Raw genomic sequence first — 12,366 nt, 5'->3', positions numbered from 1 at the left:
AGGTACGGCCTCAGCATATCCCCCCGGAGCCGCTGAGGCCGTTTCCTTGTCTGACGCTGTGAGTAGGCGTGCTTCGCAATAGGAGGCAAATTGTGTGAGTGCTTCAAGACGATTACGTTATGCTTTTGGCTCGAATGTCAGTCCTCAGCCCTCCAAAGGCAGCCTGGTCCTTAACTCTCCAACGCATCGTCGGAATGATTTTCACAGCGTCATTCGTTTTTCTAATTCGAGCATTAGGTCCAGTTCATCGTGGCGTTCGCGCGCCAGTGACGCCAAGTTTTCAAGGGCATCATTCGCGTTTGCAGCTCCTGGCGAAAGCAGTCTAATTTAGGCCACTCTTCCAAGGCGTGCGAGCTGTTCTCTCGAACCTACTGAGTTTTGACTCGTCTCGTGCAGCGGAGGGCTGACGCTTAATCCGACGAAAAACTGCGCACGCGCGCGACCAAAGCAGAATTTCGGCGACACATGGCGCAATACCGGCAAGTTTTCTCCTGCGTTGCCAGGTACAATCTGCGACACGTGGAGCTAAGCTGGCATTCGCAGAACCGGCTATCCATTGAGATCCGCACTAAGGGGCGAAATGGGATGGACGGCGCTGCGTGGCCTCAGGTGAGGGGCGATCTTTTATCCACACGGTGGGGCGCCGCGGCGTTCCTCAACAATCTCGAAACTGCCTGCACAACCATAAGCCGAACTGAATGGGTCATAAGATGGCTAAACATCGGAGACGCCCACTGCGTTCTTGGTGATACCAATATAGAGAAAGGATACTTTGATGAGGTGGCAGAAGATTGGCTATGCGCGCTAACCGCCTTTGAAGTTGCCAGGCGACTAGCTTGTGAAGACGCTTCGAAAATTGAAAGCGTTTCAGCCAAGATCAACACCGTCATTCAAAAACTCGGAAAGCTGGGACCGAAGGTCGAGCGAGTACAAATCAAGTGCTGCGATCAATTTGAGATTTCAGCTCACTACTTGCCTGCTCGCGATCGCAGTTCAGCCGCCCCAGCAATTATTTGCATCAGCACGGAAGGGGAAACAGCAACGACACTGCTCGGAAGGCTCTTGCCTGTCGTGATGCATAGAGGCATGTCCATCCTTGTAGTCGCTCATGACGACCTCTCAGATACCGGACGCAGCCTATCGGACATGTTCTTGTCTTGCTGTGTGGACTACTTGTCAACCCGGTCTGACGTTGATGCGGCTCGTATTGGCGTATACGGAGATGGGCTGTCCGCTGCCCTGGCAACCGACCTTGCCGCATTTGACAGTCGTGTGGCCGCAGCGGTGTGTGACGGCGGTCTTTGGAATTGGGCTCGAACGCTGGCGTCTGTCGACTGGCTCACCGGAACCGCCGACGTGCAGGACGAGCGAGTGATTTCAGCCCGCCGCTTGCGATTGCTCCGGCAACTAAGATGCCCAGTTCTCGTGGTGGCTGGTGGGCGAGGCATCATCAGTGCAGCGGAAGCGATGAAACTACTAGGTGATGGCGCCGCTGCACCTATTGATCTACAGTTGGCGATACCGAGAATGCTGACGATTGACGGGGAAGAGTTCGAAAATTTTGTGACTGCCGACGACCGCATCTTCGGGTGGCTTGAGCATAAACTTGTGCGGAATACGCTCTCTAACCAGTGTTGAGTCGCATAGCAGCGGAAGCCTTTGTGATCCGGGCTGCTGTATGGCGATCAAGCCATAGGCGATGCCCTTATGTATCGCTCCGGCGTAGTTTCAATTACAGACATCCTCGAGCAGGCTTGCTCCCAATCTGAATCAGGCGTTGTTCTGTCCGTGACGCCGAATCAATGCGGCGTCATGTGAATGTTGGATCGGAGCTCGGCCCCGTCGGCTGGCAACATGCCGAGTCGGGGGTGGCGAGTCTTCAGGCTAAACGTAACGTCCTTCAACGGCGGATGCTGGAGCAGCTTTCCGGCGCCCCGAGTAAGCCGGTTCCGGCAACCTGCGGCGGATCGGGCTGCGACGAAGACGGCTTTATAGATTTTTCGACAATCCGCGCGTTACCGAACAGCGTGATGGCGGGATATTTCGCTGCGATTGCAGCGCGTTTCCAAGGAAGGCCTGTTCTGATCCTGCAGGACACGACCGAGTTCTCGCCCGGCAAGATCGGCTCCACAAAAACCATCACCGCTGGGCGTTACAAAGCCGGACAAACCAGCAGCCGCACCTTATGCAGTGTGTTGATGCATTCGAGTCTGGTCGTCACCACCAGTGGGACACCGCTCGGTCTGTCGGCCGTAAAGTTCTGGACCCGCAGCAAGTTCAAAGGAACGGCCGCGCTGGCGGCTCGTGAAGCAAACGCGCGTGCCGATCGAGATCCTACGCCCAATCCGGCGTCAACGTGCGCTCCACCGCCGCCGTCGGTTCCTGCGCCGCGCGCAAGAGCCGGCATAATCGAGATCGGGCTTGGCGGCTGTCGTACTCGCCTGACAGCGACGTAGACAAGGCCGGTGCCGACGCCAGCTGAAAAGCAGGCGTTGAGCTAGTCCATGCGGGGTGCCGAGAAGGACACCTCTACGCCTTCCAAACCGCAGGGTTCGTCAGCTTCTCGAAAGCTGGTCTCCCTATTAGAACAAGACGACCCAAGGTGGGAGACAGAATGAATAACGACTCATGGAGCCCGGCTGACTTGGCCCGACAGCTACCGGTCGACATGAGCGCGCAAACCAGCCCCCTAGCATGCCCGTTGCCTAATCAAGCGAACTTTGACCAGCAGCTAAGTGAGTTGCGGTCAGCCCATCATCCAGATTCGGCAAACCTCGAGTGGGAATCTCCTACGAATGTGACAAATAGCAATGCGCCACCACGCACTATCCCGCAGAGCGAACGATGTACCGCGGCAGTATTTGTCAGGGGACGCGCCGAACTTGCCGCATCGCTGGTCGGAGCGAGCGTTGAGGCGCTCAGCAACGAGATCGGGCTCGCTGAGCGACGAACAGCACAGTGGCCAACAACGGCTGAGTCTTCCGCCGGCAGCGTCGATGGCAGAGATATTCTAAATGATGTCTTGGCGTCGTCATATTCGCAGCTGCACCGCTTTCAGAACAAGAGTAGCCACTGCAAGCCGCGTATAGACGACGATGTGGCGGCAATGGAGCATGTACGTTCCATGGCGGATTTACGTTGTCACACTAGAGCGCATGTTGCTAAGGCGTTCTGCGACGACGACATCGACGAAATCGATATGGCACGCATGGCTGCAATGCACGCCTACGGTTATGCCAAATTGTCTTCTTTCGTGTCGTTGGCCCAGGACCCCTTACAACTGCTCGTTTCGGATGGCGATGCTCGTGCGAAGGCAATCGCACAGAAAGCTAAGGAGTTGCACACCTACACGGTACCGAAGGTTGCCGTTTGGCCAACCAGTCGAATCGACGGCGTTCTGGCGCGCGGAAGCGATCCCGAAGATTCGAAATTGCGGGAGTGGGTGAATGGAATACCGACAAAAGAGACGGAGGTCTTGTTTCTCGGCGGCAATCTGGAAGATTATCGGACGGGAAGCCAACCGAATCCCTACAGGATCTATCGCCCCGGCACCAATCAAGAGGCTCAATGATCGCCGGTATCTCTGCTGTCGGGAGTGCGCTTCTGCGCTGTTAGGGGCGGGTCAATGACCGGATGCTTCTTGCTTGTCAACGCTAGTGCGGTTTGCCCAGCCTTGACTTCGCTTGCCGAGACTATCGGGCTACGCGGCCCATTGGTTCCCCTCGTGATTCGTTGCGCAGATCGCTAAAAACCGCGCTCGATGCGGCATCACGACTTCAGTCCCTGGTCGGATGATTGATCCTTTTGGTAGGAGTATAGATTATGGGCTGCTGCATTTCACGACCGAGCGTACGGCACGAAACCCCTCGGGATGACGGACACGCCCTGGAGGCCGAGTTTGCCACTCAGCTAGATTCGGTGCGATCGAGTCCGCCTCGATCCAGTATTGAATCACAGCACGCGCCCGGATCATCTCGCGAGGCCGGTGGCGCAGCCGCTTCGCATCGTATTCCAGCCCGCGTTGACGAGAAGCTTCAGTTACTTGGGCAAACACTTGAGCGTGCCAACCAGGCGGGAATTTCGTCCGGTCTCATGGAATATGGTCAGCAGGTGGCCCGCTATATGTCTGCCGACAGACAGCCCGACCAGGAATTGTTGTCCCTTGATATCGCCAATCTTCATCGCCTGGCGGAGGGCTATAACAGGCGCTACCCGAAACTCAATCTTAAGTATATGGACTCGCCCGCCAAGTTACTTAACGCGTTGGCGGACCGGTCGTCGGACAGTTCTTGGCGTGCTGTCGTGCGGTTGGCGGACGGCGAGATGCACCACTTTGCTGCTGATGTGCGAACCCGCGCCGGAGCACCGCCGACGGTTATCGTGATGGAGCCGGCCGACCTCTACACCTTCCTGACCCCATACTCCGGATTGCGAAGGCAAGCGCTACAGCAGCTGGGGACAGAGCCGAAATGGGCCTTTATTGGAGTTGGTGCGCAAAAATCTTCCGCCGATTGCGTGATATTCGACATGCAGTTTGCGCTAGCAGCACACCAAGAGTCGTCCACCTTCGATGGCTGGCATAGCAATCTTCATCGGCAGGGAACGATTGCCGATGAGGGGGACGATTCCAACAACTACATTCCCTCACCCGACGCCATGCTGGAATTTGCCGACATAAGTCTGTTTCATGGGGAAATGTTTCTTCCAGCGTTGTTCTATAAGCACTCTCACTCGAAAGGAGTAATCGAGGAAGTCGCAATGTACCAAGCTGGTATTCAAGACGAAGATGTAAGCAACAGCAGACGCGATCCCAAAACGGAGTCGTTGGCCGAACGGCTCGAAGCCTTTGCTGTCCAGCGAGGCCCCCTTAAATATAGCGCCTCTATCGAGGCTTCGAGAGCAACCAAGATCCGCACGACTTTGGACAGGATGTTATCTGACTAATAGGATCTTTCGTGCTAAGGCACGCACGGATTTAGCCTTATCGGCTTTCGATGACTGCATCACTGCGGCCTTTGAAAGCTTCACGTCATCCTCTACGACCTCAACAGCCACAAGAAAACGAACATTGGCTCGAGGCCAACGTGCATTCCAATTCAGGCCGATAGGTGCGTCTGACCGGTCACTGAGCTGGTCCCGATTGTCTGAACAGATTCCCTCCTCGATTGGTCGAGGCTCTGCCGAGGCTAGCCTCGCCTTTCAATCCAATTGCGCTGCCGCGTCCATCGTCGCAGGACACCACGTGCCCATTACGAGATTGGGAGGTTTGCAGCCGCAAGGGCCTCCCCGTTTCAAATGGTGCCAGGCGAGCAAGGTGTGGTGCTTGCTCAGGACAGGTAATTTACAATATTCCAATGCTGAGCTTTTGAGATGCCAATCGGCTATTCTTCGCAATCAAGACGAGCCGTTTGTTGACGTAGCGAAGGGACTCCTCGTCCAGCCCATCAAGCATTGTGGCATTGAGGGATTGTCTTTTGATTGACAGCTTCGTGATTTCCGCTTGCGCCTTTTGAGTCAGCGATATCTGCAAGTATCTCGCATCATCGGGCGAGGTCACGCGGGAAAGGAACCCCATTGCCTCGAGTTTCTTTGTTTGGTTGGTGACGAAAGCGGGATGAATTCGCAGCTTGTTCGCAACCGCTATTCCCGAGACTCCTCGGCCTTCATCGAGTTCGTCAACAGCCATCAAGATCAGCCACTGCGGTTCGGTTATGCCTAATAGCTGAGCCCAAGTCTTGTGTATTTCCTCGAGCTGGGAATGGACCTCGACGATATTCCAGATGAAGTCACTAACTGCTCGATCGAGTTGTTCTTTTACTTGCATGGTGTTGTTCCCCGGCAAATCTAGATTGGCCGACACGCGCACAGTCGATGTTCACTCCGGCGGAAACGTACGTACTCTTCTTATGCGTTCGAAAATAGAGCTCACAGGACACACTACATCAAAAACAATTGAGGCGTGCAATTGATCTAAGTGCGCATTGAAGTTGGATGTCGCGCAAATGTCACTTTTGCGTTTGACTCGTCATTTAGGCGGCGTTCGCCTTCGTTCCGCTACCCTTATCCGCCAAAACTTCGTCCACGAAATCGTCTTGCGATAGAATAAAGTTGCTCTCATCGAATCGCGCACATGATTTCGATCTGACGCTTTATTGAAGCCGAGATTGCCATTCGGCAGGTCGTGGCGAGACGCCTGTGCTCAGGCGGGTTGCTGACTGCGAGAATTCGATAGATTTAGCTTCGAATTCCAAAGGGAGCTATAATGGCCGTCATCCTCAAGACATGACTCGCCTCTAACGTGATGGGTTGGGTGAGTTGATCCGTCTGCATACGACGTAGGCCGCCTGATTGACGCATGCGCGCTGGCACGGCGAGCTCTATGATGGCGTTGCGTGAAGGTCAGGCGGCCTGGTGATCGGCGGGCTTGTCGGCTTGGCGCAGGCGTTTCCATTCCCAGGGCAGCAGTTCGTGCAGACGCGAGGTGGGAAGATCGGCGATACGGGCGAGGACCTCGGCGAGCCAGGCCTTGGGATCGACGTCGTTGAGGCGACAGGTCGTGATCATCGTCAGCATGATGGCGGCGCGGTCGGCGCCACGCTGGCTGCCGGCGAAGGTCCAGTTGCGCCTTCCCAAGGCGATGCCTCTCAATGCGCGCTCAGCACAATTGTTGGTCAAGCAGATCCTGCCATCGTCGAGGAAGCGGGCGAAGTCGTCCCAGCGCCTGAGCATGTAGTTGATCGGCTTCAGGACCTCGGAGGAGCGCGAGAGGGTTTCGCGCTCACGCAGCAGCCAGGCGCGCATGTCCTCGAGAAGCGGCTTGCTCTTTTCCTGGCGCACGGCGCGCCGCTCGTCGGCGCCGCGGCCGTTGATGGCGCGCTCGATCTCGAACAACGCATCGAGGCGTCTGACCGCCTCCAGCGCGATCGGGGAGATGGGTTTGCCCTTCTGGCCTTCCCGAGCATTTTTCTCGATGTCGGCCAGCTCGAAGAAGCCCCGCCGCGCATGGGCGAAGCAAAACGCCGGCGTGATCGGCAGCGCCTTCTTTTGCGGATCGAACAACGGCTCGAAGCCGCTGTAGCAATCCGCCTGCAGGATGCCGGCGAAGGCGGCCAGATGCCTCTGGGGACGCTCGCCTCGTCGGTCGCTCGAGGCGTAATAGACCGCCGCCGGCGGCGCAGGCCCGGCGAAGGGCCGGTCATCGCGCACATAAGTCCAGATCCGCCCGGTCGTGCACTTGCCCTTTGCCAGGATACGGATGGTGGTGTCATCGCCATGCAGGCGCTCGGCAGCGAGCACATGGCGTTCGATCAAGTGGAAGAGCGGCATGACGGCGAAGGTCCCGTGGCCGACCTGGTCGGCCAGCGTCGACAACGGCAGGTCGATCCCCTCGCACTTGAAGCGCGCACTCTGGCGGTTGAGCGGGATATGCATGCCGAACTTGTCGAACAGGATCGTCGCCAGCAACTGCGGGCCGATGAAGCCGCGCGGCGTAGCATGGAACGGCGCCGGCGGCTGGGTGATCCTCTCGCAATCGCGGCAGGTGAACTTCTCGCGCACCGTCTCGATGACCTTGAAGCGGCGCGGGATCTCCTCCAACGTCTTGGTCACATCCTCGCCGATCTTCGCCAGCCGCGATCCACCGCAGCAGGCACAGGTCGTTGGAGCCTCAATGACGACGCGCTCGTGTTCGATGTCATCCGGCCAGGGCTTGCGAACCGGCCGCTTGCGCGTGAAGGCGCGCACGGCCTGCGCCTTTGCCGCCGCGGCCTGCGCGGCAAGCTCATCCTCGCTCGCCGTGGTGGCGAGGTCTTCGAGCTCCAACTCCAGCTGCTCGAGCAGCCGTGCCGTGCGCTCGGAACGCGGCCCGTACAGTTCGCGTTTGAGCTTCTCGATCCGCAGCTCGAGATGCGCGATCAACGCCTCGTTGTCCGACAGCTCCGCCCGCGCGTTGGCCGCTTCGGCTTGCCAATTGATGGCTTCGGCCTGTATCTGGGTGACCTTCGCCGCGGCCGCATCGCGTTCGACCTCGACCCGCAGCCGCGCTTCGCGTTCAGCCCGCAACGCCTCACGTTCGATCAACAGCGCCGCCTGGGCGCTGGCAAGATCCGAAGGAAGATCATCCGGCTTCAAACTCATGAAGCCAGTGAATCAGATTTCCCGGTAGGTTCAATCGCAGAATGCTATCCAACTCGCGTTGGACGCAAAGTTTCTTGAGGATTCCGCCAGTCGATCCCAGACAGCAGATAAGAAAGTTGCGCCGGAGAGATCGTCACCGCTTCACCGGCGGCCGAAGGCCAGATGAATCTTCCTCTTTCGAGTCTTTTTGTAAACAGGCATGCTCCCTGAGAATCGTGCCAAATGATTTTTATCAGGTCTGAACGGCGCCCCCTGAAGCAAAACAAATGACCCCCCAGTGGGTCATGCTTCAAGACCTCCTGCACCTGCAAAGCCAAGCTCGGAAAGCCGCGCCGCATATCGGTATGGCCCGTCGCCAGCCATACCCGCACGCCAGAGGGGATCGGAATCATCGCAGCGCCTTCAACACCGCCGACACCAGCAAGGGCGGCGCCGACCCGCAAATCCGGATCCGCCCGCTCCCCGTCAATTCCACCACGATCACTTCACCGGACGGTGCCGCTTCCTTGATCGGCTCCGCTTCCGTCGCCGCTTCCACAAAGCCCTGGTCAGCAAGGTCCTGGCGAAGCCGGCGCCGCCAGGTGTAAATCAGCCCCGTCGAAATATCGTGATCCCGCGCAACCTGCGCCACACACGATCCCGGCGCAAAGGCCTCCGCAACGATCCGGCACCGTTCATCCTCGCTCCAACGCCGCCGCCGTTCCGGCCCCGTCAGCACCGAAATCTGACCCATCAATGGCTCTTAAGCTCGCTCTTAAACACGTGCTTATGAGTGCTCAATCCGCCTCTCAGAACAAGGCGGCCGTCATCGTAGGCGTACGTTGATCCCTCAATAGGACGAGCGTAGAGGACGGGTGGGCCGTGCTGTGGCCCTCAGGAATATTACCGACGAGCGGCGAATTTTTTCCGCGTCCTCGGCCCTATGCGTCCGACAAAGACAAAGCTTTGAATGTTGCGTTCGGACTTGTCCGTGTGGCATCAGGAGCGTGCGCCGATGTCTTGAGAGTCTCATTCCAAGTACGCGGGGTCGTCGCGCCGAGACCGTCACTTCTTGAATGATTTGGGTCTTCCAGGCGCCACGATTGCAATCCACACGTTCATAGTGAATGCGCAGGGAGTGCGCGGGGCCAAATGCCTGGCGCAATATTGGCTGCGCTCGCGCGTTCAAACCGGATCGGTTCGCGCTCCGAGAAACGCTCTATTCGAGATTATGTTAGCCCGCGGCCAGAATTGCATGCCTGACCGCTTAGAAGTAGTCCGCTTCTCGAGGACCACGGTGGCCTCAAAGTGTGGCGGAAGCGAACGCCGAACGCGAGCCCCTTAGCAGCAATCTTCTTCAGTCCTCCCTTGATGTAAGAAAGGCGCGGTACGCCTGCTGGATGCCATCATTTAAGGAGGTTTTCGCGTGCCAGCCAAGCTCTGCGAGACGGCTGACGTCGAGCAACTTACGCGGCGTACCGTCGGGGCGAGAGGCATCGAACGCGATCTCGCCTCGATAGCCGACTACCTCCGCGACAAGCCGGGCGAATTCCAAGATCGTGACGTCCTCGCCAGTCCCTATATTGATCAGCTCCGCACCCGAATAGGTCTTCATTAGGTGGACGCAGGCATCCGCCATGTCGTCGACATAGAGGAATTCGCGGCGGGGTGTGCCGGTGCCCCACACCAGGACGCTTTTTCCACCGGAGACCTTGGCTTCGTGAAAGCGGCGGATTAGAGCTGCGACCACATGACTATATTCCGGGTGGTAGTTGTCGCCGGGACCATAGAGGTTGGTCGGCATCACACTGATGAAGTCACTTCCGTACTGACTGCGATAGGCCTCCACCAGCTTGATGCCGGCGATCTTGGCGATCGCATAGGGCTCGTTGGTCGGTTCGAGCGGACCGGTCAGAATCATGTCTCCGCGCAAGGGCTGGGGAGCAAGTTTCGGATAGATGCAGGAGGAGCCCAAGAACATCAGCTTCTCCGCACCGTTTAGATGCGCGGCATGGATGACGTTCGCGGCGATCGCGATGTTGTCGTAAAGAAATTCGGCGCGCAGTGTATCATTGGCGACGATGCCGCCGACCTTGGCCGCAGCCAAAAATACCACCTGTGGCCGCGTCTTGGCGAACCAGCCGAATACCTGGGCCTGGTCGCGCAGATCGACCTCGCTTCGCTCAATGGTGACGAGCCGGGTGTCTTCCCGCGCGAGCCGGCGCATCAGCGCCGCCCCGACCATGCCGCGATGGCCGGCGACATAGACCGTCTTGCCTTTCAGCTCAAACGGGGCGCTTGCCATTTTCGGCTTCCCGTTTCGCCTCGGCAAGATCGCCTGCGACCATCTCCTGCACGAGCTGTGCAAAGCTGCGCTTCGGCTTCCAGCCGAGCTGTTCGCGCGCCTTGCTGGCATCACCGATGAGAAGATCAACCTCCGTCGGGCGGAAATAGGTCGGGTCGATCCTGACCACGATCTTGCCGCTCTTGATGTCGACCCCAGTTTCTTCTACGCCCTTGCCGCGCCATTCGATGCGGCGACCGACTTCGGCAAAGCCGAGCTCGACCATCTCGCGCACCGACCGCGTCTCGCCGGTTGCGAGCACGAAATCGTCAGGCTTTTCCGCCTGTAGGATCATGTGCATGCCTTCGACGTAGTCGCGTGCATGCCCCCAGTCGCGCTTGGCTTCGAGGTTGCCAAGATAAAGTGTATTTTCGAGACCGACCTCAATGCGGGCGACGGCGCGAGTGATCTTGCGGGTCACAAAGGTCTCGCCGCGGATCGGGCTTTCGTGATTGAACAGAATGCCGTTACTTGCGAACATGCCATAGGCTTCGCGGTAGTTCACCGTGATCCAGTAGCCATAGAGCTTTGCCACGCCATAGGGCGAGCGCGGATAAAATGGCGTGGTCTCCTTCTGGGGGACTTCCTGAACCAGGCCGTAAAGCTCCGACGTAGACGCCTGGTAGAAGCGCGTCTCTTTCTCCAGGCCAAGAATGCGAATCGCCTCGAGCAGGCGTAGCACGCCGATCGCGTCGGCGTTTGCGGTATATTCCGGGCTTTCAAAGCTAACGCCGACATGGCTCTGGGCGGCCAGATTGTAGATCTCGGTCGGTCTAATCTGCTGGACCAAGCGGATCAAATTGGTCGAATCGGTCATGTCACCGTAGTGCATGAGAAACGGCACATTGCCGGCATGCCTGTCCTGATAGAGGTGATCGACTCGCGCGGTGTTGAAGGAAGATGACCGCCGCTTAATGCCATGCACGACATAGCCGAGCGACAGAAGATATTCGGAGAGATAAGCGCCATCCTGCCCGGTCACGCCAGTGATCAGAGCGACCCGCCTGTGAGAGTTTCCGTTAGACAAATTCTACCCTATGCAAACGAAGTGATCATTTTCCGTGCCCCTTGGTCACCGCCGTACGCACCCGGCCGGAACGCTATTCGAGGGAGCAAAACCGGCCACGGTGATAAACAAAAGGCTGGCCAAGGACAATAGACGCTTACGACAATGATTTTGCAAAGGTTTTTGCCATTTTCCAGATTTGGCCGTGCAAAGGCGGTCAGAGGAACTGCTCCGAGCGGGATGCGGCCTTAGATCCTCTGAATGAACTCTCTACCCGTATTCGGCAATCGCAGGCCCGCCACGATGTTCTTCATGCGCCGCAATCTCAGAGCGATAAAAATCGATCGAAATCGTGAGGATCACCGTCAGAGCAAGAAGGTGAAATCCGTCGAAAAATGCAATCACGCGCGGAACTAATGCGCCAATACACCACCCCTTGCATCAATCCACTTGGCTGCTGCGCAATGAGAACTCTTGCAGGTAGCTGAAGAGAATGAATCGGCAAAACCATATCAGCAAAGGGCGATAGGAGCACGACGTTGCTGGCGCTGTCCGCATAGGGGGGTGGGCAAAACTCCCTGGGACGGTTTGGGGCAGACGCGGATGAAGCAGTAATAGAAGCAACTGTGATCTATCCCACTTGAATTTAGGAACACGCGCTTCGTATTATCTTCTTCATGAGGGGACGGGGGATCTGCAAATGTTGGATACCGCTACCGCCAAGCTTCTGCGCGCTGTCCTCGACGAGGTCTGCGCGAGCATTTCTCGCTACGAAACAGGCGTCCGTGCACATGTGGCCGCTAAGCTTCTGGAAGCCGCCACCAGAGGCGAAACAACGCCCAGTCGCCTCAAACAGATTGGTATCGAAGCGCTTCGTGAAGCACCGACCATGTGGCGGTAG

General features: G+C 57.6%; 11 protein-coding genes. 5 read left to right on the top strand and 6 right to left on the bottom strand.

The features are described 5' to 3' along the window. The first annotated feature begins 585 nt into the window (after nt 1–585). The 4 genes from QA640_RS36835 (at nt 586) to QA640_RS36820 (ending at nt 4,944) form a co-directional block, all read left to right on the top strand. Nucleotides 586–1,638, top strand: coding sequence for a hypothetical protein (locus QA640_RS36835; RefSeq protein WP_283037664.1), 1,053 nt, complete (start codon nt 586–588; stop codon nt 1,636–1,638). Between the two features lie 230 nt (nt 1,639–1,868). Beyond that, a complete protein-coding gene (locus QA640_RS36830) occupies nt 1,869–2,456 on the top strand; it encodes a hypothetical protein (RefSeq protein WP_283037663.1) in 588 nt (195 codons plus the stop codon). Nucleotides 2,457–2,614: 158 nt separating this feature from the next. Then, entirely contained in the window at nt 2,615–3,571 is a 957-nt protein-coding gene (locus QA640_RS36825) for a hypothetical protein (RefSeq protein WP_283037662.1), read from the top strand. A gap of 521 nt (nt 3,572–4,092) precedes the next feature. Beyond that, complete coding sequence (locus QA640_RS36820; protein WP_283037661.1) at nt 4,093–4,944, top strand: YopJ family acetyltransferase; 852 nt, start codon at nt 4,093–4,095, stop codon at nt 4,942–4,944. A 397-nt stretch (nt 4,945–5,341) separates the two neighbouring features. Here QA640_RS36820 and QA640_RS36815 read toward each other — a convergent pair whose 3' ends face one another. The 6 genes from QA640_RS36815 to gmd all read right to left on the bottom strand — a co-directional run bounded on the left by QA640_RS36815 (nt 5,342) and on the right by gmd (nt 11,486). Then, complete coding sequence (locus QA640_RS36815; protein ID WP_283037660.1) at nt 5,342–5,824, bottom strand: MarR family transcriptional regulator; 483 nt, start codon at nt 5,822–5,824, stop codon at nt 5,342–5,344. 575 nt (nt 5,825–6,399) lie between these two features. Beyond that, nucleotides 6,400–8,136, bottom strand: coding sequence for an IS66 family transposase (locus tag QA640_RS36810; protein ID WP_283037659.1), 1,737 nt, complete (start codon nt 8,134–8,136; stop codon nt 6,400–6,402). 44 nt (nt 8,137–8,180) lie between these two features. Continuing rightward, nucleotides 8,181–8,474 (bottom strand): IS66 family insertion sequence element accessory protein TnpB, encoded by a 294-nt coding sequence (gene tnpB, locus QA640_RS36805; protein WP_247992126.1) that lies wholly within the window; start codon nt 8,472–8,474, stop codon nt 8,181–8,183. 50 nt (nt 8,475–8,524) lie between these two features. Next, entirely contained in the window at nt 8,525–8,869 is a 345-nt protein-coding gene (locus tag QA640_RS36800; protein WP_283037658.1) for a transposase, read from the bottom strand. Nucleotides 8,870–9,472: 603 nt separating this feature from the next. Then, nucleotides 9,473–10,420, bottom strand: a complete 948-nt coding sequence (locus QA640_RS36795) for a GDP-L-fucose synthase (protein ID WP_283037657.1) — start codon at nt 10,418–10,420, stop codon at nt 9,473–9,475. Further along, a complete protein-coding gene (gene gmd / locus QA640_RS36790; protein WP_283037656.1) occupies nt 10,401–11,486 on the bottom strand; it encodes a GDP-mannose 4,6-dehydratase in 1,086 nt (361 codons plus the stop codon). The genes QA640_RS36795 and gmd overlap by 20 nt, the downstream gene beginning before the upstream one ends. A gap of 679 nt (nt 11,487–12,165) precedes the next feature. Between gmd and QA640_RS36785 the strand changes: the two genes are divergently transcribed. Continuing rightward, nucleotides 12,166–12,366, top strand: coding sequence for a hypothetical protein (locus QA640_RS36785; protein ID WP_057748097.1), 201 nt, complete (start codon nt 12,166–12,168; stop codon nt 12,364–12,366).

It is taken from the genome of Bradyrhizobium sp. CB82 (assembly GCF_029714405.1).
Lineage (GTDB): Bacteria > Pseudomonadota > Alphaproteobacteria > Rhizobiales > Xanthobacteraceae > Bradyrhizobium.
Note: the sequence above shows the minus strand (reverse complement) of the source record. Positions and strands in the feature narration are given on the sequence as shown.

Bases quoted from the DNA above. Each gene is read 5' to 3' on its own strand.
- QA640_RS36800 (WP_283037658.1), bottom strand. From the start codon at position 8,869: ATGGGTCAGATTTCGGTGCTGACGGGGCCGGAACGGCGGCGGCGTTGG.
- QA640_RS36820 (WP_283037661.1), top strand. From the start codon at position 4,093: ATGGAATATGGTCAGCAGGTGGCCCGCTATATGTCTGCCGACAGACAG.
- QA640_RS36795 (WP_283037657.1), bottom strand. From the start codon at position 10,420: ATGGCAAGCGCCCCGTTTGAGCTGAAAGGCAAGACGGTCTATGTCGCC.
- QA640_RS36825 (WP_283037662.1), top strand. From the start codon at position 2,615: ATGAATAACGACTCATGGAGCCCGGCTGACTTGGCCCGACAGCTACCG.
- QA640_RS36835 (WP_283037664.1), top strand. From the start codon at position 586: ATGGACGGCGCTGCGTGGCCTCAGGTGAGGGGCGATCTTTTATCCACA.
- QA640_RS36810 (WP_283037659.1), bottom strand. From the start codon at position 8,136: ATGAGTTTGAAGCCGGATGATCTTCCTTCGGATCTTGCCAGCGCCCAG.
- tnpB (WP_247992126.1), bottom strand. From the start codon at position 8,474: ATGCGGCGCGGCTTTCCGAGCTTGGCTTTGCAGGTGCAGGAGGTCTTG.
- QA640_RS36785 (WP_057748097.1), top strand. From the start codon at position 12,166: ATGTTGGATACCGCTACCGCCAAGCTTCTGCGCGCTGTCCTCGACGAG.
- QA640_RS36815 (WP_283037660.1), bottom strand. From the start codon at position 5,824: ATGCAAGTAAAAGAACAACTCGATCGAGCAGTTAGTGACTTCATCTGG.